General features: G+C 49.3%; 15 protein-coding genes and 1 tRNA gene. 11 read left to right on the top strand and 5 right to left on the bottom strand.

Annotated features, from left to right (window positions below):
- Positions 1 to 55: 55 nt before the first annotated feature.
- Entirely contained in the window at positions 56 to 244 is a 189-nt protein-coding gene (locus G8759_RS06290) for a hypothetical protein (RefSeq protein WP_167206229.1), read from the bottom strand.
- 104 nt (positions 245 to 348) lie between these two features.
- Here G8759_RS06290 and priA point away from each other — a divergent pair, with 104 nt between their 5' ends.
- The 5 genes from priA (at position 349) to G8759_RS36155 (ending at position 9059) form a co-directional block, all read left to right on the top strand.
- Complete coding sequence (priA, locus tag G8759_RS06285; RefSeq protein ID WP_167206227.1) at positions 349 to 2877, top strand: replication restart helicase PriA; 2529 nt, start codon at positions 349 to 351, stop codon at positions 2875 to 2877.
- An 88-nt stretch (positions 2878 to 2965) separates the two neighbouring features.
- Positions 2966 to 3574, top strand: coding sequence for an NAD(P)H-dependent oxidoreductase (locus G8759_RS06280; RefSeq protein ID WP_167206225.1), 609 nt, complete (start codon positions 2966 to 2968; stop codon positions 3572 to 3574).
- A gap of 44 nt (positions 3575 to 3618) precedes the next feature.
- Positions 3619 to 5508, top strand: a complete 1890-nt coding sequence (locus G8759_RS06275; protein WP_167206223.1) for a monovalent cation:proton antiporter-2 (CPA2) family protein — start codon at positions 3619 to 3621, stop codon at positions 5506 to 5508.
- A gap of 636 nt (positions 5509 to 6144) precedes the next feature.
- Positions 6145 to 6609 carry a glycine-rich protein gene (locus tag G8759_RS06270; RefSeq protein WP_167206221.1) on the top strand — a complete coding sequence of 155 codons (465 nt, stop codon included), beginning with the start codon at positions 6145 to 6147 and terminating at the stop codon, positions 6607 to 6609.
- A gap of 80 nt (positions 6610 to 6689) precedes the next feature.
- A complete protein-coding gene (locus tag G8759_RS36155; protein WP_167206219.1) occupies positions 6690 to 9059 on the top strand; it encodes a putative Ig domain-containing protein in 2370 nt (789 codons plus the stop codon).
- A gap of 157 nt (positions 9060 to 9216) precedes the next feature.
- Here G8759_RS36155 and G8759_RS06260 read toward each other — a convergent pair whose 3' ends face one another.
- The 3 genes from G8759_RS06260 to G8759_RS06250 all read right to left on the bottom strand — a co-directional run bounded on the left by G8759_RS06260 (position 9217) and on the right by G8759_RS06250 (position 12640).
- On the bottom strand, positions 9217 to 10524 hold the full coding sequence (locus tag G8759_RS06260) for a Gfo/Idh/MocA family protein (RefSeq protein WP_167206217.1): 1308 nt from the start codon (positions 10522 to 10524) through the stop codon (positions 9217 to 9219).
- Positions 10525 to 10639: 115 nt separating this feature from the next.
- Positions 10640 to 11416: a hypothetical protein gene (locus tag G8759_RS06255; RefSeq protein ID WP_167206215.1), complete on the bottom strand. Its 777-nt coding sequence runs from the start codon at positions 11414 to 11416 to the stop codon at positions 10640 to 10642.
- An 18-nt stretch (positions 11417 to 11434) separates the two neighbouring features.
- Complete coding sequence (locus G8759_RS06250; protein ID WP_167206213.1) at positions 11435 to 12640, bottom strand: dipeptidase; 1206 nt, start codon at positions 12638 to 12640, stop codon at positions 11435 to 11437.
- A 196-nt stretch (positions 12641 to 12836) separates the two neighbouring features.
- Between G8759_RS06250 and ubiE the strand changes: the two genes are divergently transcribed.
- The 5 genes from ubiE (at position 12837) to G8759_RS06225 (ending at position 16774) form a co-directional block, all read left to right on the top strand.
- Entirely contained in the window at positions 12837 to 13574 is a 738-nt protein-coding gene (ubiE, locus tag G8759_RS06245; RefSeq protein ID WP_167218759.1) for a bifunctional demethylmenaquinone methyltransferase/2-methoxy-6-polyprenyl-1,4-benzoquinol methylase UbiE, read from the top strand.
- Positions 13508 to 14302, top strand: a complete 795-nt coding sequence (gene porT / locus G8759_RS06240) for a type IX secretion/gliding motility protein PorT/SprT (protein WP_167206211.1) — start codon at positions 13508 to 13510, stop codon at positions 14300 to 14302. Before ubiE ends, porT begins: the two co-directional genes overlap by 67 nt.
- A gap of 137 nt (positions 14303 to 14439) precedes the next feature.
- Positions 14440 to 14514: transfer RNA gene (locus G8759_RS06235), tRNA-Val, on the top strand.
- 93 nt (positions 14515 to 14607) lie between these two features.
- A complete protein-coding gene (locus G8759_RS06230; protein WP_167206209.1) occupies positions 14608 to 14823 on the top strand; it encodes a hypothetical protein in 216 nt (71 codons plus the stop codon).
- Positions 14824 to 15028: 205 nt separating this feature from the next.
- Positions 15029 to 16774: a prefoldin domain-containing protein gene (locus G8759_RS06225; protein WP_232074150.1), complete on the top strand. Its 1746-nt coding sequence runs from the start codon at positions 15029 to 15031 to the stop codon at positions 16772 to 16774.
- Between the two features lie 488 nt (positions 16775 to 17262).
- Here the strand turns inward: G8759_RS06225 and G8759_RS06220 are convergent, their stop codons facing one another.
- Positions 17263 to 17757, bottom strand: coding sequence for a hypothetical protein (locus G8759_RS06220; protein ID WP_167206207.1), 495 nt, complete (start codon positions 17755 to 17757; stop codon positions 17263 to 17265).
- Between the two features lie 284 nt (positions 17758 to 18041).
- Here G8759_RS06220 and G8759_RS06215 point away from each other — a divergent pair, with 284 nt between their 5' ends.
- Positions 18042 to 18599 carry a DUF4468 domain-containing protein gene (locus G8759_RS06215; protein ID WP_167206204.1) on the top strand — a complete coding sequence of 186 codons (558 nt, stop codon included), beginning with the start codon at positions 18042 to 18044 and terminating at the stop codon, positions 18597 to 18599.
- The last annotated feature ends 153 nt before the right edge of the window (positions 18600 to 18752 follow it).

Genomic DNA, 18752 nt, shown 5'->3' with positions numbered 1-18752 from the left:
ATTACAGTATTTTAACACACAAAAAGACCTCAAAGGTTGCGTCATTGAGGTCTTTTTACACGTTCGTCCGGAATTCCAACGGAGCATCTCCCCTGGCGATCTGTTTCTCTTCGGGAACGGGATTCCCGGTTGTATCTGTTGTAAGTTGCAAATTGCCAGGTACCATTAGCTTAAACACCAGCTCGCTGGCACTGGCAGGCAAAACACGATAGCTCTGTAAAAAACGTATATTCTTCTTTACCATTCCTTTTGTTTAACGATGTCCATTGGCAGGCCACTCTTAGACAAATTCTTTACCAGCAACTGGCTGTTTTCTGCCTATATTTACTAGACGTACCGATTTGATTCGTGGAAAATCAACCTTACTCACTCTTTTCATCCCTGGAAGCCGAAGAAGTCACTTTCTTCGCTGATTTGATTTTACCGATTCCGGTACCCAAATTATTTACCTATCGCGTGCCTCGCGGTATGGCCGACATACTCAAAATTGGCGCCAGAGTTATTGTCCCTTTTGGAAAAAATAACGGTCGCGTACTGACCGCCGTGGTGTATAGGCTGCATAACACACCACCCGGCAATTATCAGGCGCGTTACATTAGCGAAATACTTGACGAATACCCATTAGTAACAGGCTATCAGCTAGAGCTTTTCAATTGGATGTCAGCCTATTACATGTGCTGCATTGGCGATGTAATGAATGTGGCCTTACCATCTGGCCTGAAGATCTCCAGCCAATCGAAGGTGCAGTTCAACCCTGATTTTGACTATCCGGAACTGCTCACCGAATTTGAGTCAACCCTGCTGACCGAACTCAAAAAACACCCTGCCCTCTCCTACGATGAACTTAGCCGACTGGCGGGCGAAAGCACCAATATTCCGGCTTTGATCAAATCGCTGATTGGTAAAAAAGCGGTCATCGTTTTCGAAGAAGTCAAAGAAAAATACATTCCCAAGATGGTGCGGAAGGTCAGGCTGCACCGGAATTATGAGGAGCGGGAACAGTTACTGGTTCTTCTCCAGCGGCTCGAAAAATTACCCAAACAACAGGAAGTGGTCATGCGCTACCTGAGTCATATACCGCTTCAGCGCGACCCAACGCTCAACCAGAAAGGCCTGGATAAAACCATCCTCAATCAGGATGAAGAGCTTTCGCAATCGTCGCTTTCGACCCTCCTGAAAAACGGCGTTTTTGAAGCCTTTGAGGTGATCCAGCCCCGTTTCTCTGACAATTCACCCGCGTCGTCGGTTGAGATTAAACTAACGGATGCCCAGCGGACGGCCTCCCGGCAAATCATGGCTCAGTTCGAGAGTCAGAACATTGTACTCTTTCACGGCATCACGGGCAGTGGTAAAACGGAAGTGTATATCGATCTGATTCAGCAGGCGATCGGCAGCGGGTCACAGGTATTGTACCTGCTCCCTGAAATTGCGCTTACAACCCAGATTGTTGTTCGGTTGCAGCGTGTTTTCGGCGATAAAATGGGAATCTATCACTCCAAATTTTCGGATAACGAGCGCGTGGAGGTCTGGAAAGGCGTTGTATCGGGTCAGTATCAGTTTGTAGTGGGGGTACGGTCTGCGGTCTTTTTGCCCTTCGACAACCTCGGACTGATCATTGTAGACGAAGAACACGAAACCTCGTATAAACAGCACGATCCCGCTCCCCGCTACCACGCCCGCGACGTAGCCATCATGCTGGCTCACTGGCAACAGGCTAAAGTATTGCTGGGATCAGCGACCCCATCGCTCGAAACGTACTATCAGGCCAGGCAAGGCCGCTACGGGCTGGTTGAACTGTTCCAGCGTTTTGGTGAAGCAACGCTGCCAAATATTGTATTAGTCGATACCAGGCAGGAGAAAAAACAGAAAACGATGAAAAATGAGTTTTCATCTGCGCTGCTTTATGCCCTGGAAATGAACATGGAACGGAAAGAACAAAGCATTCTGTTTCAGAATCGCCGGGGTTATTCGCCTTACATGCAGTGTGAAGACTGCGACTGGACGGCCGAATGTCCCAACTGTGCCGTTAGTCTGACCTACCACCAGCGGGATGCCGAATTGCGCTGCCACTATTGCGGCCACAAAGAAGAAGTGCCTCGTGTATGCCCAACCTGTGGCTCCACAAAAGTGCGTACGATCGGCTTTGGTACGGAAAAACTCGAAGATCAGTTACAGATTTATTTCCCTGAATCACGAATACTACGGATGGATCTGGATACGACCCGCGCAAAAAATGCGTATCAGCAGATTATTCAGGAATTTGAGGGTGGCCAGGTGGATATGCTCGTCGGTACACAGATGATCACGAAAGGACTGGATTTCGACAACGTCAGCTTGGTGGGTATTTTCGATGCCGACCGCCTGATTCGTTTTCCTGACTTCCGGGCTACAGAGCGGGCCTTTCAGATGCTTACACAGGTCAGTGGTCGGGCCGGTCGCCGGGCTGGCCGCCAGGGAACCGTATTGATCCAGACCAGCAATCCGCAGCAGACGATCCTGCAAAAGATCATCGAGAATGATTACAAGGGCTTGTATGACGAAGAAATTCAGGAACGACAGGATTTTAATTACCCTCCGTTTTCGCGTCTGATCAAACTAACGGTTCGCCACCCAGACCGAGCCATCAGCCAGCAGGCTGCCGAACGACTTGCTGCCGAACTCACTGATGCACTGGGCAGTAGCCGTGTCTTAGGACCCGAAGAGCCACTTGTCGAGCGGATTCGGAACCAATTTCTGTTCGACATTCTTATTAAGTTAGAACGTGATAAGGTGAATGTTAAGGCAGTTAAAGCCTATATTCAAGACCGAATCAACGATATTCTGACCGACAAAGGGCTGCGGCAGGTCAGTGTAGTGGCTGATGTGGATTGCCTTTGAGCAACCGACTGCCTTTTGTTCTGTTGCCTTTCAGGATGAACACCGCCAGCAACTTACGGTGTACCTGATCCTAATTTCATGATCGTATATGGCCAAAGTACTCATTCAGTTTGCACATCCGGCATTGAGTAAATCCAATGTCCATAAAGTATTGATTAATTATTGCCGTGACATAAAAAACGTGACGTTCAATGATCTTTACGAGTACTACCCAGACATGTATATTGATGTAGAACGGGAGCAGAGGCTTTTACTGCAACACGATATTATCGTTTTTCAGCATCCTTTCTACTGGTACAGTTGCCCGGCCCTCATCAAGCAATGGTTCGACTTAGTGCTGGAACATAACTGGGCCTATGGCTCACACGGGAACGCGTTGGTCGGGAAAAAAATGTTCAATGTTATTTCGAGCGGTGGTGCCCAGGATGCCTATTCCGAAACGGGTCGTAACCGGTATACTGTACATCAGTTTCTGGCTCCATTCGATCAAACAGCCATCACCTGTAAAATGGAGTACTTACCCCCGTTCGTTATTCATGGCACGTACCGCATTACCCCCGAAGACATAAAGCGTTATGGGGAGCAATACCGAACCATTTTATCTGCCCTCGCCAATGACCAGCTTTTGGCGCTGGATTATAAGCAGGTAGACTACCTCAATGAGCTGGTCCCTGCCTTGCAGACACTTCAACATTAAGCTTACATCATTCCGTCAACTCTCCTCTACGAAACGTATCAACGATGAAAGAAACATTCTTTTTTCAGGCGATGGTTTATCTGGCCGCAGCCGTCATTATGGTCCCGATTGCCAAAAAATTAGGATTGGGGTCTGTGTTGGGCTACCTGCTGGCCGGTATTATTATTGGCCCGGCCTGCCTGGAATTCATTGGCAGCGAAGGAACCGACATTATGCACTTCGCCGAATTTGGGGTTGTGATTATGCTTTTTGTCATTGGGCTCGAACTGGAGCCATCCCGGCTATGGCGTCTACGCAAATCCATTCTTGGCATGGGTGGCATGCAGGTTGGGCTTACATCTGTATTGATTGCGGGTTTGGCCATGCTTTTCGGTATTGACTGGAAACAGTCACTGGCATTGGGCATGATTACATCGCTTTCGTCTACAGCCATTGTGCTACAATCGCTGAACGAAAAAAACCTTATGAAAACAGCAGCCGGGCAAAGTTCGTTTGCCGTGCTGCTGTTTCAGGACATTGCTGTCATCCCCATGTTAGCACTGTTTCCGTTGCTGGCCAGCGAAACAAACGTAGCAACCGCCGAGGGCGGTCATGGCAGTGCTAGTCTGGTAAGTTCACTACCTTCCTGGCTACAGCCAATTGTTGTGCTGAGTTCCGTAGCCGCTGTTGTGGTAGCGGGTCGGTATGCAACTCCACCCCTTTTCCGCGTCATTGCACGAACCGGTATGCGGGAAATGTTCACGGCCACCGCCCTGCTGTTGGTGGTAGGTATTGCTGTATTAATGACAACAGTCGGGCTAAGTCCTGCTTTGGGTACATTTCTGGCAGGTGTCGTACTGGCCAATAGTGAGTATCGTCATGAACTGGAAAGTGATATCGATCCATTCAAGGGTTTACTGCTAGGCTTATTCTTTATCGCCGTTGGAGCATCCATAGACTTTCCGTTAATTCTTGCTAAGCCATTGCTGATTATAGGTTTAGTTGTCGGCATTATGATCTGCAAGCTACTTGTCCTATTCAGGCTGGGAAAGTCTTTTTCGCTTTCGACCGATCAGAATTTCATTTTTAGCTTTGGCCTTTGTCAGATCGGCGAATTTGCATTCGTCCTGTTCAGCTTCTCTTCCCAGCAGGGTATTCTATCCAAAGAATTGACAGATACCATGACAGCAGTTGTGGCCATCAGTATGGCCTTTACGCCCCTGGTGATGGTACTGAACGAAAAACTGATTCTGCCCCGATTGGGTGTCAAGGAAGCCGCTGAAGAACGGGAAAGCGATATCGTTGAGGAAGACAATCCCGTAATTATTGCAGGCTACGGGCATTTTGGAAGCACCATAGGCCGTTTTTTGCAGGCCAATAACGTAAGAACAACCGTCCTGGATGTCAACAGCGACAATGTCGATCGCCTTCGCCGGATGGGGTTCAATGTCTATTATGGAGATGCCAGTCGTCACGATTTACTGGAAATAGCGGGTGCGGCTAAAGCTAAAGTTATTGTTATTGCCATTAGCGATGAAGAAAAACGTCTTGAGCTGATCGAAACGATCAAAAAGCATTTTCCGGAGCTTCACATTCTGGTTCGTTCGACCAACCGTTACGATGCCTACGACCTGATGAACGCGGGTATATTGCACATTTACCGCGAAACATTAGACACCAGTCTTCGCCTGGGCGTTGATGTCATGAAATTATTGGGGCATCGGGCACACGAAGCCAACCGGGCGGCAAAAATGTTCTTTACGCACGACGAGCGAACCCTGAAACGCCTGTCGGCCATTCGTAATGACGAAGAATACTTCTATGCGGTTCGTCAAAATCAGGAAGAACTAGAGCGAGTCATTCAGGCCGACCGCACTGCGCATACTCTTCAAATTGATGAAGGCTGGGATGAAGAGAGTCTTATTGCCGAAAACAAAGGCATTAGCTATGAATAAAGGACTGGTTTGTTTATTGATACTGTCAACATAACGAATTCAGCCTCCCGTTTCGAAGCATGGTTGGCCAACCTGGAGGTGCTGGCTTTTATAGTTCATAGCATCGGCTAGCTATACCTATTCACCTTGTTTTACGTACACAGCAAACGCCCGGTTTCGATGAGATCGGGCGTTTTTATAAGCTGCGTCTAAATCAAGCCCGTACTTTTCCTACTAAAAATATAAGTAGTATTTACTAAGTAGTAAAAATAGTTTATAACTAATACATCTAATCCCCTCATATCTACGTATATACCCCTGTTTTTGTGCCTGATAAACGAAAACCAAATCTCTTTATTCACCATTTATCGCCCTTCTCTTTACCCTATGCAACTAACAATACTTTTTGCTGCTACTGGCTAAGTTCTATCCCGAGCCGACTCTCTCACATGTCTGCTACGTTGGCGGCTCTACGGGTTCATCGATTTAATCCCTGTTCTGTTTACTCATCCTTTGTTTAACCAATCCTCGTATATGAAAAACCTGTTTACTTTTCTAACTTGTTTAGCTGGTGTCTTAGGGCTCTATTCTTCGGGACAAGGCCAGCTCATTGACCGACTCAGGTCAAGACAACCCAATCCATACAACCTTCAACCGGTGGGCCGGCCAGCTCAGCCACGGACGAATCGTCCACTTCAGTCCCGTAATTCTTCACTCACCCAGCCAACAGCAACCGCGCCAGCCGGGGCGGCTCGTCTGACAGCGGCCACCTCACAGACCTTTACCTACTCTGGCCAGATCGTTACCTACACGGTGCCCTCGGGCGTCACTTCGCTAATTATTGAAGCTCGAGGAGCCGAGGGAGGGGATAACCCTAATTCGCAATTTCCCGCCGGCAAGGGGGCCATTATCAGAGCTCAGGTCAGCGTCACCCCTGGCCAGGCGCTGTCTGTTCTGGTGGGCCAGCAGGCACCAGCAGTTAATAACTCAAGAAATGGTGGAGGGGGCGGCTCGTTTGTGGTTGGCCCTGGTAATACCCCCCTGGTAATCGCCGGGGGGGAGGCGGTAGTGGAGGGTCCGGTGAGACGGCTGTTGACTCCGATACCAAACACGGACAGCTGACCGGTACTGGCGGAGCGGGGGGTAATGATGGTTCGCCCGGAGGCAGTAATGGGGAGGGCGGAGGTACTAAAGGCACTTCCATGAGTTCTGGGGGTGGTTTATTAACCAATGGGGCTGATAACGTACTTTTCAACGGCGGAGGCAGGGCCTTTGTCAATGGCGGAGCGGGGGGAACTAGTGATGGTGGAAGTTCGGGTACTTTTGCGGGGGGTGGTTTCGGGGGCGGAGGCTCAGGAACCGGAGGTTCAGGAGGGGGTGGAGGCGGTGGTTACTCCGGCGGTGGTGGTTGTAATTTAGCTGGTCGCCAAAGTGTTGGAGGGGGTGGGGGCTCGTTCAGTGCGGGTACACGGTTATTCGAGGCCGGTGGGCCTACCGATGGCAACTCAGGCAACGGCCTGGTCATCATATCCTCTCCCCCTGCCTGTGAAGCCTTTACGGCCACTCTGGCCAGTAGCGGCACACTGACCTGTGCCAAAACTAGTGTCAGCCTCAGCGCTGGTGGAGGGCTTGAGGGAGCTACCTACCAGTTCAGTAGCCAGCCCTCACCGGTCAGCAGCGCAACCACTAGTGTGACCAATTCGGGGCCTTACAGTGTGACGGTGACGAATCCCGGTGGCTGTTCCTCTACGGCTACCACTACCGTCATGAGCAGCACCTCAGCCCCAACGGTGAGCATTACCCCTTCCAGCACCGCTGTCTGCGCCGGTCAGACGGCTACCTTCACCGCGTCGGGCAGCCCGGCTAGTTATAGCTGGAGCAGTGGGCAGAGTACAACCATGATCTCTACGACAGCCCAGGGACCTTACTCGGTGACGGCTACCAGCACCGGGAATGGCTGTCGCAACACGGCCACCGCTAGTCTTACCGTCAACCCCCTACCCCCGGCCAGCCTGCAAAACAATGGTCCGTTGACCTGCGCTCTGACAAGCGTGACCTTAACCGCCAGCGGAGGGAGTACGTATCAGTTTAGTGGCCCTTCAGGTGCGATCGCCAGTTCGGCCAACACGGCTATCGTCAACCAACAGGGCGTTTACTCGGTAACGGTAGTCTCCAGCAGTGGCTGCTCGGCGACGGCTACGACCACGGTTAGCAGTAACACGGCGCTGGCAGCGCCAGGCCTGCAAGCCTCTTCGCTCTCAACCACTAACCAGCCCATCTCCGTAACGGCTACGGGTTGTGGGGGTACCATCAACTGGATACCGCAGGGGGGAGCCGGTCAGGCTACGGGCACTGTTTATACCTTCACCCAGCCGGGTAACTATACCCTCACCGCTACCTGCTCAGTGGGCAGTTGTACTAGTTCCCTGGCAACTCCGGTAGCCTTGCAGATTCTGCCCGGTGGCTTTGCTATCCAGGCCGTCAAGATGGTCAATTGTACGCTCATCGATGAAGCCAAGGGCGGCTATCAGGTCCAATTCACCCCCCAGTATAGTGGCTCCAATGGCAATCAAATCACCTTCGCGGTGGTCAATGAAAAGGCGGCTACCACGGAGGCTCCACCCTACTCCTTAAAGCTCTATACGGATAACCCGGTGATTACCCTGGTAGCCAATCAGGCGGGAAGTACCGAAGCGCGGTATGCCTACAACTGGTTTGCCTCCTGCCAGAGCGGCACTGATCCCAACCAGCAGCCCACCACGAGTGGTATTCCCAACCAGACCATCCTGGTGAATCAGGCCTATCAGTTGAATCTGAACAACTACTTCTCGGATCCCGATGGGCAAACGCTAACCTATTCCGCCACAGGTTTACCTAGTGGACTCTCAGTCAGTGGCAGCTTGATCAGCGGTACACCTTCGACTACGGGTGTCAGTAACGTTCAGGTAACGGCGCTGGATCCGGGCGGCTTACAGGTGAGCAGTAGCTTCCAACTCACGGTCAATCCGATGCCCAGTACACCAGCTGGTTTTACGATTGTGGGTGTCTCGACGGTAAGCTGTGAGGTGTTGAGCCCTGGCCAGCGCCGGGTAACCTTTACGCCCCAGTATGGCGGAGTAGACAGCTCACCCATCTCCTTCTCGGTGGTCAATGAGATGCCAGCTACGGCCAGTCCGGGTCCTTATAGCCTGAATCTGTACACGGATAATCCGAGCATTACTCTCAGTGCAAAACAGGGCGCTACAACGGCAACCTATCTGTATAACTGGCTGGCGGTCTGCACGGCTCCCACCCGAGTGGGGGTGGCCGAAGCCGGAGCGGGTTTACAGGTGACTGTATTGGGCAATCCGGTGGAGGGTAAATCCGTTGAGGTTGAAATTCGAGGGATAGCGGGTCAGGCCGTGCAGTTGAATCTGGTGGACATGCAGGGTAAAGTCCTGCATCAGCAGCGTCTTGAGGAAGCGAACTCATTGGAACGTGTGAGTGTGCCGGTGGACAATAGCAAAGGATTATTGCTCCTGCACGTAAATACGCCTTCTGAGCGACAACAAATCAAGGTGCTCAAGCCATAGTAGCATGTGAAGCAAACTTCCTGCTAACTCAAAAAGCCCGGACCAAGTCGATCCGGGCTTTTTAAGTTGACAGCAAATACTATTTTTTTATAAACTAACTGGCATTGAGTTTGGCTTATTAGACTTACGGCCACGCTTAACAAAGCGAACTCGATTATTAAACCGGGTATTGCCATTCACCCCGGTAAGCACGGCTTAGGAGTTTATTCGCTTCCGGATCATTCGGAATCTGTTGGCCATCCCAGGCCACACTCCGCCCTAATTTCATCGAAAGCATACCCAGCAAGGCCATGTTTGTTGAGCGGTGGCCGATTTCGATGTCGCAAACGGGCAGTTTATTGGTTTTAATACTGTCCAGAAAATTTGCCCAGAGTAGAGCGATGTTCTGATCGTCAGGCTTATCGAGCTGAGCATCCTGATGAATCGGGGGCTTTTTGGAGTCGGCAGGATAGAAAGTCCAGCCATCGAGCCAGCCCATGTGAAATGTGCCTTCTGTTCCGTAGAAATACACCCCAACGGCCTGCTGTGGATGTGTTTTCTCGGCGTTATTACCAGCAAATGTCCGGTGTTCCCAAACGGCGGTAAAATCCTCAAACTCAAATGTAGCTACTTGATGATCCGGTGCATCGCTGCTATCTTGCTTGATCGATCGACCGCCAGTCGAATACACTTTACGCGGGTGCTTTTCTTCTGTCCACCACAGAATCTGATCCATCCAGTGAATTCCCCAGTCGCCGAGGGTGCCATTCGCATAGTTCAGAAAATTACGCCAGCTTCGGGGGTGCATAGCCGGATTGTAGGCTCGCAGCGGAGCCGGACCGCACCACATATTCCAGTCCATTTCCTGGGGTGCTTCGCCATCGGGTGTAGGCTGGCCTGCTCCGCCCGCATAGTGCACAAAAGCCCGCGCCATACCAATTTTCCCGACCTTTCCCGACTTCAGAAACTCCATCCCTGAAACATTGTGGGGCGACACCCGACGGTGCATGCCAACCTGACAAATCTTGCCCGTTTGTCGGGCTGTCTTAACCATTGCTTTCCCTTCGTTGATAGTATGGCTAATGGGTTTCTCAACATATACGTGCGCTCCTGCCTGCATAGCCGCAATAGCAATAAGCGGATGCCAGTGATCGGGTGTGGCTACAATAACGATTTCGGGCTTTTCGGCCGCCAGCATCTCCCGGTAATCCCGGTATAGTTTGGGCGTATCAGATGTGAGTTTACTTAATTCATCGCCGGTCTTTTTGAGTTGGCGCGTATCTACGTCGCAGAGGGCGACGATCTTCGACTCGCCAGCCTGAACGGCGGCTCGTAGAATATTGCCCCCCCACCAGCCCGCTCCAACAACAGCAGTACGGTATTTTTGAGCAGGTTTGCGTGCAATAAATGCCCGGACTTGAATGGGATCGGTAATGAGCGTAGCTCCGGCAAGTGCCGAGGTTTTTAGAAAGTCAGAACGATTCATGCGAAAGAAAGAGTCTATTAAAACCAAAAGGCCTGTTTACTCTTTCTTTACCGATTTTGATGATTAATTAACCTATGTCCTTGACAGGCCGCAAGCTACGGGATGTGACAACCCATTAATCGCTTAGGCTTGAGAGGAGGGGTTTCCCCGAAAGTGCTCCGGCCAGTAGGATCGACACACCAATGAAATACAAAATCGCAACAAAAACGACCTGCCGAGGGCGTTTAGCCACATAATAGCCAAAGAGTGGCAACAGCTGAATGGCATGCATCCCGAAGAAATGAGCGACCCGCAGATCACCATAGCGCGTACTCCAGTTCGTTATGGGCAAGCCCGGTCCACCGTCTGGTGCTCCCACCGTGTGGCTCAACCGGATTGCCATAACGAAACCTTCGAAGGCAAAGATGACAAATAGCAGAATTCCGAGTCGAATGCCCCATAAATATTCTGCTTTTATGCCTACCGATTTATGTTTAAAAAATAAATACCCAATATAAGTCGTCCATAACGTAAATACGGTAATGGCAAACCCCATTAAATCGAAGAGTCGGGCATTCAGAGACGATGTAATGTTAAAATGCGACAATTTACCCAACGCAGCCTGGCCGGTAATAATGACCATTTCTAGAGTCATCATGACAACAAAAACCCAGCTATAGATCACCACCTTTCGCCGATGTATGAGCAGGCCGGTAAAGCAGGCCATTGTCCAGCACAGAATCCAGATCGAGATAAAGAATTTTGCAGGCTTAATAAACGCATTGATACCCAGCACCTCCCGATCAGTAACGAATGATAATCCGATGCATACGACTCCACCAATCAGGCAAACCAAGCCGAACCCGTACAGGATGGCATTTCGGCTTTTCAACGTTTGTAGCATCATATTCATGGAGTCTGTCGGTTACATTTATTCGACTTTTGCCTGCCCTAGTACGCGCAGCAGATTACCACCCCAGATTTTGGCGATGTCGGCCTCCGAATAGTTCCGGCGCACCAGTTCAACCGTCAGGTTTTCAATCTGGCTTACATCTTCGAGACCATTAACGCCCCCGCCCCCATCGAAATCAGAGCCGATGCCAACGTGGTCGATCCCGACGAGTTTAACGATATGATCAATATGGTCGACAATATCGGACAGGCTGGCCCGTTCTGAGGCATATATCTTCGCCACGGAATCGCTTTGTGCCGTCATCCGGGCTTCCATTTCGGGGGTTACAACCTTGCCTACCCTGGCCATCCGGATTTTTGTTTTGGCAGCCCGGTTCGCATCAGAAGGTTTTTTGAGGTAATCGCTCACAAAGTTTACCTGCACCACCCCCCCTTTGGCAGCAATCGCTTTAATCATATCGTCGGTCATATTTCGGGGAAAATCACACAAGGCTCGACAATTGGAATGCGACGCAATAACGGGCGCCTTCGATAAAGCCAACGCGTCATAGAAGGTGCTGTCGGCCACGTGCGAAACGTCGATCAGAATACCGAGTCGATTCATTTCAGGCACTACTTTCTTCCCAAAATCACTCAATCCACCATAAATCGGCCCATCAGGATCAGTGGATGAATCGCCGATAAGGTTATTGGCAAAGTGAGTCAGGGTCATGTAACGACACCCTAAATCATAATACGTTTTGAGCATTGACAGATCACTACCAACCGGATATCCGTTTTCCATTCCAATAAAAACGGCTCGCTTACCAGCCTTCTGGATTCGGTATGCATCAGCGGGTGTTGTGGCCAGTTCGGCTAGATTCGGGTATTTTTTCAATGCCTGATGGATCAGATCAAACTGGTTCAGGGCATTTCGTTTGGCTTCGGCATGCCCTTCGTCCGTACGAGGCCCCTGCGAGGTATATACGGCAAAAAACATGGCATCCATACCGCCTGCTTTCATCCGCGGAAAATCGATCTGCGACCCATCCCGTTTGGTATCATGCGTAGCGCCAACATCGAACCCCTGTTTTTGCATCATGATCGGTGCATCGGCGTGGGTATCGAGCGTCAGAACGCGCTGGTGAATTTTATGCGCTTTTTTCACCAGTTTATCATCATCGATTGGCGGATGGCTCGTATACGAATTAAAGGCCAGAAAGGCCGACAGAATGAATGGAAACATAACGGATCAGATTGTAGAGGAGAGTGACACTCATTCGAAAACTACGCATTGCCCAGCGCAATGTCAAACTTTCGCCCGAAACGTGCTGTTATCGCATTACCTTTGTTGTCTTAACCATTGACTGATAGAGTGACTGCATGATTGAATCAGCAACAATTCAATCATGCAGTCACTCTATCAGTCAATCATTCAATCTATGGCTGTTGTACCTTACAAAGATAAAGACACCTCCAAACGCGAACAGGTCGCCGAAATGTTTGATAGCATTTCGCCAAAATACGACTTGCTCAATCACGTTTTGAGCGGTGGTATTGATATTCTCTGGCGCAAACGGGCAATCCGTGAACTCCGTCCATATGGCCCAAAAACCATTCTGGACATTGCTACCGGAACCGGTGATTTTGCCCTCGAAGCGCTGGCCCTGAAGCCTGAAAAGATAATTGGTGTCGACATTTCAGAGGGTATGCTCGCTGTTGGCCGCGACAAGATGAAGCAGCGCGGAGTGGATAAAATCATTGAGATGCGGTCGGGGGATTCAGAACGTTTACCCTTTGGAGACAATGAATTCGATGCTGTCATCGTTTCGTTTGGTGTACGTAACTTTGAGAACCTGCTTAAGGGGTTGACTGACATGCACCGAGTAGTACGTCCAGGTGGCGTATGCGTAGTGCTGGAGTTCTCGAACCCGCGCCAGTTCCCATTTAAGCAAGTATACGGTTTTTACTCCCGGACTATCCTGCCGCTCATTGGGCGCGTAGTGAGCAAAGACGCGTCGGCTTATACCTACCTGCCCGAATCGGTGCAGGCGTTTCCCGATGGCACTGACTTTCTGCGTATCTATGAAGCAGCCGGATTCACCAATACCAAATGGATACCCCTTACTTTCGGCGTCGCGTCAATTTACATAGGTCACAAACGGTCAGGTCAGGATTGATCTGGTCGGGATGGGCTATACAGTGGCCACAACGCACTCGCTCGACTCTATTCGTTTTTCTGCTTGTTGCCATCAGTTTGCAGACACAGGCGCAGGGATACAAATACGTTCGGAAGCATCTGGAACGCTATGATGACAAAAGCATTCACTATGGCTTCTTTTTCGCAGCTCCAGTTACACGGTTTAGTGTTGGCCATAGCCCATCCTTTTTGACTGCGGATTCGGCTTACCGCATTTATTCACCCAATAAACCCAGCTTTCGTGTTGGTTTTGTTGTGAATGCGTTTCTGGATGACCGTTTCGATCTTCGCCTGACTCCCTCTGTATCGTTATTTAGCCGGGAGGTGCATTATGATTATCCGGGCGGTACCTCAAAAACGGAGGTACGAGAATCGACTTGGGTTGATTTTCCCCTCTTACTAAAATACAAATCGGAACGTCGGAATAACTCTCGAATGTATCTGCTGGCTGGCGGTGCATTCAGTATCGAAACGAATGTACGACGGAAAGAGCTTCAGGGAGCAAGTCGCTTAAGCACCGGGACAATGGATTTGGCAATCGAATATGGTATTGGTTTTGAGCAGTTCTTTGAGTTTTTCAAGTTCGCCCCTGAACTACGTTTCTCACACGGCTTGATCAATCTTTATCGGCCCACGAGCAACGCAGCCGGTGTTGGCATCAACCGATTGACAACGCATTCGGTCACGCTCTATCTGAATTTTGAGTGATCTGTTTCGTCCTCTGGCTATCAGTCGATTAGAAAAAAGTTTAATTTTTTTCATAGAAATGCTTGCAAAACGACTCTATAGCCCCCTATATTTGCACTCCCAAACGACAACAATCGGGCGGCAAAAAAAATAAATTTGGGAGTTTAGCTCAGTTGGTTCAGAGCATCTGCCTTACAAGCAGAGGGTCGGGGGTTCGAATCCCTCAACTCCCACGCTGAAAATCAAGCACTTACAACGTAAAAATTGTAAGTGCTTTTTTATTTGATACACAATTTGATACACAGTGCGGCTCTAAAGAAAATGCGATGACTAATCGTCTCCGATTCCGCTCCCCCTCTTTCGCACTTTTGTGGCTATCGATTCTTATCCTCTCACTTTACGAGTGTAAGTCGCCATCAATACCCGTTCCACAAAACACCACGCCGACTCGTGACGATAACATGGCCATGGGCAATCCTGATGGAGTCAAGCGAAAGCAGCCCCAACGCTTACTAATCACCCGACCAGCCTACAGTTTATAAGCGAAGCGGCAGGCTGGTGCAGCTTAGCACCTGAATCGTTAACCAATGGCTTAAAAAGTTCACAATATCAGTAGACTCCTATCGCTTGTCGGTTATGATGCTAACTTATTCTTGCGACAGGTAGTATGCGCAAGAATATTACTAAAGTTCATCTATATTATCAACTGTTAGCATATCTATCACTATCTCAAACTTGTTCGGTTTTATGAAGCAATTTATCTACCTCTGCTTGCTGTTGCTCACGTCTGGCTCCCTGCTGGCTCAGAACAACTATGTGGCCACGTCACCAATTTCAGCCACACCAGGCGCTAATAACACCCTGGTGGGTGCCGATGCCGGGAATAGTTCAATGATGGGGTCTTCTAATACGTTTTTAGGCTCCAGTGCGGGGAGGACTAACTCGACAGGAGCTAACAATGCATTTATCGGCTATCAGGCGGGTTTCTCCAATACCACCGGCTCTGAAAATGCCTTCATCGGCTATCAGGCCGGCTATTCTAATCAAACGGGTGGGAATGCCTTTATCGGGCATCAGGCGGGCTATGCCAACACCAACGGGGCTAACAATGCCTTTATCGGTTATCAGGTGGGTTTCTCCAATACCACCGGCTCGGCCAATGCCTTCATCGGCTTTCAGGCCGGGAAGGCTAATACGACGGGGTCTAACAACTCTTTTATCGGCAACAGTGCTGGCATTGCTAACACCACCGGTCTTGATAATGCCTTCATCGGCACCTATGCAGGATACTCTAATACCACAGGCAGCGATAATGCCTTTGTCGGTCATGCGGCTGGTAACGCCAACACGACCGGCAACGGTAACGCCTTTGTGGGACCCTTTGCCGGGTATGCCAACACTACGGGCCATAGTAATGCCTTTCTTGGACAGCGGGCAGGGCAAAATAACACCACGGGTTTTTATAATACGTTTGTGGGTAGTGTATCGGGCTTTTCCAATACAACAGGAGTTAACAATGCCTTTATCGGTCAGGAAGCAGGCTTTGAGAACACCACCGGTGAGCTTAATACGTTTCTGGGCGCATCAGCAGGCCGTACTAATACCACCGGAGTAGCTAACACCTATGTGGGCGGTCGAACGGGCTATTATATCCTTGGAGGTAGTCGAAATACCTTCCTGGGAGTGGATGCCGGGTTTTCGGGTGGATTTGTCAATTCTTCCGATAACGTCTGTATTGGCTATAATTCAGGCTTCCTCCTCGGCAGTTCACTAACCAATGCGGTGGCTATTGGGGCCAATGCCAAAGTTGGCCAGAGTAACTCAGTGGTTCTGGGCGGTACAGGCGTAAATTCGGTGAGTGTGGGCATTGGCAATACAACTCCTTCGGCTAAACTGCACATCACTAGCGGGGTAGCCAATACGTCGGGCTTACGCTTAGAGAACCTCACCAGTTCCTCACCTGCCAGCACCACCGCTCAGACTAAGTTTTTGTCGGTCGATGGCAGTGGTAATGTGATTCTGGTCAGTTCTACCAGTTCGCTCCGGGAAGCGGCTACCGAGACGCTGTGGCAACGGAACGGTTCTTTTCTGGAAAGTGCACAAGGTGAGGCTGTCGTTATTGGTCAGGGTGTCAGCAAGACGCCTGCGGGCTATAAGCTCTTTGTAGCGGAGGGAATTCTGACCGAGAAAGTAAAAGTTGCGATTAAGACCACTGCTGACTGGTCAGATAAGGTCTTTGAGAAAGATTATAAGCTCAAAAGTCTGAGAGAGGTTGAGCAAGCCATTCAGCAAAGGGGCCATTTGCCCGGTCTGCCTTCGGCGGCAGAGGTTGTCAAGCAGGGCATTGATGTGGCGAAGATGGATGCTAAGTTACTCGAAAAGATCGAGGAGTTGACCCTGTATAGTATCCAATTGGAAAAACAGAGCCAAAAACAGCAAACAGAAATTGACGAGCTGAAAGAACTGGTTAAGCAATTACTGGAGAAGAAATAATAATCATTCATTTAAGAGTCTCAAAGCTCGGGACTATCTATTACCGAGCTTTGAGGCTCATGCTGTGTACAAATGTAGATTTGACTTTGGCATATTATCCAAAATTGATTTTGCGAGATTGATGGTTTCTTTCGCTGGCAAACAAATCCATATTACGTTTTTTAAAAAGTGCAGGAAGGATTCTAATTGAATGGAATCGGTTCACAGCTATACCCGATACCCTGTGGATAAAATGTACAAAAAGCATGATTTGGTTAGCAGACACCTCCCAAAACTCGGTTCAAAGGATCATTGATGAGGCAATCTGATAGTGTCAGCTGTCAAACCCCCTATATAGACTTTGACAGAGATACCATTGATTCGAGAATAATAGAGGGAAAAATAAAAGATGTTTTTCGAGCCTCACTTTCGTCACTATCTCCACTTTTTCTCTAGTAGTTTGTCTTCATCCTGGTTACATCTTCAACTGGAAGCAGTCCCCGAAGCGCCTACCACAGATAACGAAAGGCATAGCCAATTTCCATGCTAAATACTATAGCGCTCACTTCATCCAGCATCCGGATTAAGTCCGGGTTTTTCTTTTGGCTGCCCGCTTTCGTAATGGCCACATGAATGTGGTCGGTGTGAGGCCCGTTACCACCCGTATAAGGACGAGGACCGCCTTTTTCAACACTCCAAATCTTCGTATTCCAGATGACATGATCGACTCCTAAGCTTTGATGATACCGGATGAACCCATCTCGCAGCGCATCGCCGATGTGGCGTTGTTCCGCATCAAATGCATTCAAATAAATATCGGCAGCCCGCCCTTCGGAATGGAAGGAAAAGCTACCTGTCTTTGTCGTCCTCTCCACATATCCCCCTACGCCTCTGCCTCTAGGATGCTTTTCGGCAATGATAGGAAAGTAAGTCGGGATCTGCTCCCGCATAAATAGAATAAGGGGCTGGGTTTTGTCCCAGTTTACTTTGGATAGATCAGCCATGTCGGTACTTGTTTATGGGAATACATTAGCTTATAAACTATTGGTATGTAGAAGAATAAAAAGATTTGGTACAGAGTATTGAAACAAAACTAATTTATTTGTCACCCTGTGAATTGTAAAAATGCGACATTTCACTAGTCAATACTCAAACACAATATGGCTTTGTAAACACAAAGAAATCCCTGGTTCGGGACCATTTATTACCCATGCCGCCGTTCACTAAATACGCGTAGTAGCTATCGACTAAGGACGGTCTTTGATGCACATCTAACAATCGCACCATTATGAAATACCTATCCTTTTTTGCTATTGCGCTGCTGTTATCCAGTTGTAGCGCTACGTTTATTCCTACTGAAGTACAAAATGGAAAGCTATTGGGCATCATGCCAATGAAACACGGCAAGGCTACTTATCAATACACATCAAAGCTGCAGGCCAGCCGGGAGGACATTTTCCGCCAGTCCCGGCGGTGGGCGGCTTTTCACATCAAGAATGCGCCGAGTGCCTTGCTGATCGGGGATAATTTAACGGGAGACATTATCGTGAATGGTACCATCAGTGGCCGAACATATGTGATGAATAAAACCAATTACATTCTGCCAACGGTTAATTACGCAGCCAGTATTGAGAGTTATGAGGGCTCATTCCGGGTCACCTTTACTAATTTCTGGTTTGATGGTGTATTGTCCCATCCGGTAGAAACCCGGCTAAAGAGCTTGTCCAAAAAGTCAGTGAGTCAGCAACTGGAGATCATTCACAACGAAGCCGAATCGATGCTGGCTGACATCCGGACCTTTATTGCCTCAGAAATCAGGGAGTCGCCAACGACGAGCGAAAAATAATTCTTCTCTACCACCTGCTGGAACGTCCAGATCTGATGATTGTGGGTCTTACTTTATTGCCTTCTAGAAGCAGGCAACGTACTACCCCTCTAACTTCTGCACTCGTTTCTCAATAAAGTCATTGATCTATATAGGCATTCCTTTATACTTCAA

Origin of the sequence: Spirosoma aureum, assembly GCF_011604685.1 — a bacterium.
GTDB lineage: Bacteria > Bacteroidota > Bacteroidia > Cytophagales > Spirosomataceae > Spirosoma > Spirosoma aureum.
This window is presented reverse-complemented; position numbering and strand designations above follow the sequence as displayed.

Excerpts from the sequence above, each read along its gene's own strand:
- G8759_RS06215 (WP_167206204.1), top strand. The coding sequence starts at position 18,042 with ATGAAATACCTATCCTTTTTTGCTATTGCGCTGCTGTTATCCAGTTGT.
- G8759_RS06255 (WP_167206215.1), bottom strand. The coding sequence starts at position 11,416 with ATGAATATGATGCTACAAACGTTGAAAAGCCGAAATGCCATCCTGTAC.
- G8759_RS06250 (WP_167206213.1), bottom strand. The coding sequence starts at position 12,640 with ATGTTTCCATTCATTCTGTCGGCCTTTCTGGCCTTTAATTCGTATACG.
- G8759_RS06275 (WP_167206223.1), top strand. The coding sequence starts at position 3,619 with ATGAAAGAAACATTCTTTTTTCAGGCGATGGTTTATCTGGCCGCAGCC.
- ubiE (WP_167218759.1), top strand. The coding sequence starts at position 12,837 with ATGGCTGTTGTACCTTACAAAGATAAAGACACCTCCAAACGCGAACAG.
- G8759_RS06260 (WP_167206217.1), bottom strand. The coding sequence starts at position 10,524 with ATGAATCGTTCTGACTTTCTAAAAACCTCGGCACTTGCCGGAGCTACG.
- G8759_RS06290 (WP_167206229.1), bottom strand. The coding sequence starts at position 244 with ATGGTAAAGAAGAATATACGTTTTTTACAGAGCTATCGTGTTTTGCCT.
- G8759_RS06230 (WP_167206209.1), top strand. The coding sequence starts at position 14,608 with ATGACTAATCGTCTCCGATTCCGCTCCCCCTCTTTCGCACTTTTGTGG.
- G8759_RS06280 (WP_167206225.1), top strand. The coding sequence starts at position 2,966 with ATGGCCAAAGTACTCATTCAGTTTGCACATCCGGCATTGAGTAAATCC.
- G8759_RS06220 (WP_167206207.1), bottom strand. The coding sequence starts at position 17,757 with ATGGCTGATCTATCCAAAGTAAACTGGGACAAAACCCAGCCCCTTATT.
- G8759_RS36155 (WP_167206219.1), top strand. The coding sequence starts at position 6,690 with ATGAGTTCTGGGGGTGGTTTATTAACCAATGGGGCTGATAACGTACTT.
- G8759_RS06225 (WP_232074150.1), top strand. The coding sequence starts at position 15,029 with ATGAAGCAATTTATCTACCTCTGCTTGCTGTTGCTCACGTCTGGCTCC.
- porT (WP_167206211.1), top strand. The coding sequence starts at position 13,508 with ATGGATACCCCTTACTTTCGGCGTCGCGTCAATTTACATAGGTCACAA.